The organism is Clostridium sp. MCC328 (assembly GCF_018785465.1).
Lineage (GTDB): Bacteria > Bacillota > Clostridia > Lachnospirales > Lachnospiraceae > Pilosibacter > Pilosibacter fragilis.
In genome coordinates this window covers 1-3511 of the sequence record NZ_WQPW01000025.1, presented here as the reverse complement: position 1 = coordinate 3511, position 3511 = coordinate 1, and the positions used below count along the sequence as shown (strand labels likewise).

General features: G+C 43.7%; 4 protein-coding genes and 1 pseudogene. 1 reads left to right on the top strand and 4 read right to left on the bottom strand.

Annotated features, from left to right (window positions below; translation table 11 throughout):
• A partial coding sequence (locus tag GPK83_RS05015; RefSeq protein ID WP_215704154.1) for a transcriptional regulator occupies positions 1-534 on the top strand: 534 nt, incomplete at its 5' end.
• A gap of 137 nt (positions 535-671) precedes the next feature.
• Here the strand turns inward: GPK83_RS05015 and GPK83_RS05010 are convergent.
• From GPK83_RS05010 to GPK83_RS04995, 4 genes and pseudogenes are all read right to left on the bottom strand, one after another.
• Positions 672-1196 (bottom strand): hypothetical protein, encoded by a 525-nt coding sequence (locus GPK83_RS05010; RefSeq protein WP_015553442.1) that lies wholly within the window; start codon positions 1194-1196, stop codon positions 672-674.
• A gap of 75 nt (positions 1197-1271) precedes the next feature.
• Positions 1272-2219 (bottom strand): DUF4261 domain-containing protein, encoded by a 948-nt coding sequence (locus GPK83_RS05005; RefSeq protein WP_015553441.1) that lies wholly within the window; start codon positions 2217-2219, stop codon positions 1272-1274.
• A 141-nt stretch (positions 2220-2360) separates the two neighbouring features.
• A pseudogene (locus tag GPK83_RS05000) lies at positions 2361-2705 on the bottom strand (TnpV protein).
• Positions 2702-3511, bottom strand: an 810-nt coding sequence (locus GPK83_RS04995; RefSeq protein ID WP_215704153.1) for a DUF4368 domain-containing protein, incomplete at its 5' end; no start/stop codon positions are given. The pseudogene GPK83_RS05000 and the gene GPK83_RS04995, both read right to left, overlap by 4 nt.

Sequence of the window (3511 nt, the reverse complement as noted above, 5' to 3'; positions counted from 1 at the left end):
CTTCTGAAAAGCGGTCGGATTAACAACCGTCTGCTGTGCGAACTTGCCACCCATAAGGACTTTATCAAGTTTCTTGCGGATATTGAGATTTATGTGGATGGGATTGCCACCATGCAGATTCAGAACCTCAACGCCCTTGTCGATACCGTCCGGCATGAAATCATTGAACGGTATCGCCCCGGCGAAGATGACCCCCATTTGAAAGTGCTGCAAGCCGCCCATATCAGTGATGATGAATATTTCAGCCACATGGTTCTGGATGACCTCAATCTCATTATCCGGGATATTCGGGAAGCCCACAAAAAGGACAGTGAGAGTGCGCCCCAGACCACCGTTGCCGATGAACTGAAAGAAAATCTGGAAGCGGTCGAAAATTTCAAGGGTAGCCGGGATGAAAAGCTCGTTGTACTTTACTGCAAGCAGCTCGGTATCAACTATAAAAATCTGTCAGACGAAGAATTTCGCTGGCTCATTCGTATTCTCAAAAAGTCAAAGAAAATGGGAACGCCTATCAGCCAGAGGAAAAAAAGATAAAGAAAAACCGCTGTTGCATGGTTTGTTGACTTCCATGTAGCAGCGGTTTTTGCTGGGATTATTCAGTTGAATTTTTAGAACGACAAACTGAAATTGCTGCTAATAACTGAGAATCTATCTTTTATTTTATAGAAATCTCACTCTTTACTGAATCTACAATACTCTACAAAGCTTTTTACGGAAAAATGCTTCGGATTAAGATACTTAATACCAGTATCTATCAACTCAAATTTTTCATAATCAAACTCAAGTTTTTCATTGTTTAAGAAATCATCATCTATCCATAAAGCAGGTAAAATATGCTCACAATAATCAAAGTATCTTCTGCATTCAATACATTCTTCGTCTAAAGACTCTACACCAACATAATGAATATTATAATCTACAGTATCGTTTATAAATCTTTCAAGGAAACTGTTCAAAACAAAGGCTACTCTATCATCACAATATACATAACCAATTAAATTTTTATCTGTGATTTCTACACATTCATTATACCCGTCTACTGATGAGTCGTAGTATATAGCATACCAATATGCTCCTGGATTTCCTGATTGTGAAAGAAAATAATTTCCAATAACAACTTCCAAATGTCCACATAATGAAATCCATTGATGTTTTGTACTACTACTTATCGAAAAAATACCACTAATATCCGTCATGTCATCACACTCTCTATTGTATATCTTCAAATTCTTATTTATCTTTTTATATTTTCGTCATCACATCACAATACATCAATCACGATTTCCGGCTGCATACTCGCCCATGCAAACATCCATGACTATCCTCGCTGGCTGAATCAGTGCATCCTCATACTGACACTTCCACTGGATGTCCTGCACGATCATTCCGTTCCGAATGCCGTCGATGGTATCCCCATCCTTCATAGGCTTTTCATTGTTCAGCAAATAGGATGCCAAATTGTAGGCGTGATTTACTACCCAGTTTGGATCCATGTCACGGAAGTGATACTGCAAATCTTCTATATACAAAAGACTCAGACCAAGCGTGTCCACTACACTGTCCTCCGTCCCCTGAACATTAAAAAAACGAACGTTTACTGCGTACCGGATAAAGCGGTCAACGCCGGGGATTTCATTTTTCCGGATATCATCAGCCAGGATCAGCTTTCCTGAGTTAAGGTTGTAAACCGCCTCACACTGAGGATATAATTCCACCAGTGCCTCCAGATAATCCATAAGCATATTTGCACGTTTTCTTGCAGGTAGCCCGCCGCCCAACATATCATTAGCAAAAATCTGATATTTGCACTCAGAGAGAATACGGTCACGGTCACTCATACAATCCCACATCTGGCTGCGTCTGAAAGCATCAATGGAATCCCGCACAAATTCCTCACAGTCAGAAATCATCAATGTTACCGGAATGCTGGCATCCTTCATCTCAGAGATGTAATCATGGGCGGCAAATTTCACACCCGCCTTGCGACTACCATACTGCTCCACTTTTCCCAGATGCTTCGACAATATCTCTATAAACCTCTCATTGGAAGGCATCTCGTATTTCTCTTTCATCAGAAGCTGTATCATGAACACGCCGCCTGGGCGTATTTGGGAATCAGTCTTTTGTGACAAATCCTGCTGAAACTGCTGCTCCTGATGCTGTTTTTCTTCTGACTCCCTCTTTTCTTTTCTTTTTTTCAACTTATCCAATAACCCCATCTACATTCTCCTTTGTGTTGACTTTACGATTTGTTGCTCAAGTTCATCTTAAAATTATACCATAAAACTTGTGAACAATTCTACCGTCATTTTGGAACATATGAGAAAAGTCCGAACAGTTTTCTGCCCGGACTTTCTCACTCAATCATAAATCAATTCCGCTTTCACAATCTCCTCTGCCTGTGCCTTGCAAGCGTTCATCTGCCGCACCCATTCCATTTGGTTTTCGGCTTTCAGCTGTTCGGTCACACCGTTTTGCTCTGCCAGTGACCACACGATCAGCTCCATGCGGCTTCATGCCGCTTCGTCAATCTCGGCGCAATGCTCAAAGAGCTTGTCGGATAGTACCAGCTCATTGAACAGTATCGGGCGGTGCATTTCCAGATACGCCTTGCGAAGTCTGCCGTAGTGTCCGAGGGGCTTGGTCTTGCGGATAACGATGTTCGGGATAAGATAATCGCCGTTCTGTGTGTAAGTGATATTCATGCTGTTTGTACTCCTTTCATCGGCTCTCTCTGCGGTAAACTGCTGACCGGGACGAACACGCCCTTTGCAATATCCTCCGCACGAATGGCGGCTTTCTTGGCTTCGATTTCTGCCTTTTTCCGCTTCTTGATTTTGTCCTCGTATCGCTTCTGCGCTCCGCTGGCTTTCCGCTTCAAGTAGTTCTGATGAAGCCTGTCTTTGCGTTCCTCACGCTTGCGGATTTCTTCTAATTCCTCTGGGGTAAGCTCCACTTCTCCAAACGCCGGAGGAACGAATCGCCCGACAAAATTGAAGTAAATCTCGACCTCCTGTGTGGTCTGTATACTACCCTTGCGGTCACGCTCATGCACAAGGATTTTCTCGATAAACTCGTTGAGCATGGCAATGGTCAGCTTGTCGAAGTTCTCATACTTGTCAATCAGAGCGATAAAACGGTCAGCGTCCTTTTCGTGCTTCTCATAGCTCTTGACAGCCTTTTCCAGAGTAGAGATTTCGGCGTTAAGCTCGGACTGTTCCTTTTCGTATTGAGCGTCCAGAGTGGCGTATCTGCTGTCGGACAGCTTTCCTAAAATGTTGTCCTCATAGATTTTGCAGAGCAGGACTTCCAGCTCGGACACTCTCTGCTTTGCGGTGGCAAGGCGTATCCGCTGTTTCTTAACCTCTGCTGTCTGCTGGCTGGACTGCGCTTCCTGCACCACACGGACAAACTCGGCTCGGTCATGCTTGGCATACTCGGCAATAGCTTTGAGCATTTCGGAAACAAGGGACAGTACCACATCTTCATTGATACGGTGCTGTGTCGTGCA

What these genes read in the sequence shown, in the direction of transcription:
- GPK83_RS05010 (WP_015553442.1), bottom strand. Translation starts at nt 1,196, where the DNA reads ATGACGGATATTAGTGGTATTTTTTCGATAAGTAGTAGTACAAAACAT.
- GPK83_RS05005 (WP_015553441.1), bottom strand. Translation starts at nt 2,219, where the DNA reads ATGGGGTTATTGGATAAGTTGAAAAAAAGAAAAGAAAAGAGGGAGTCA.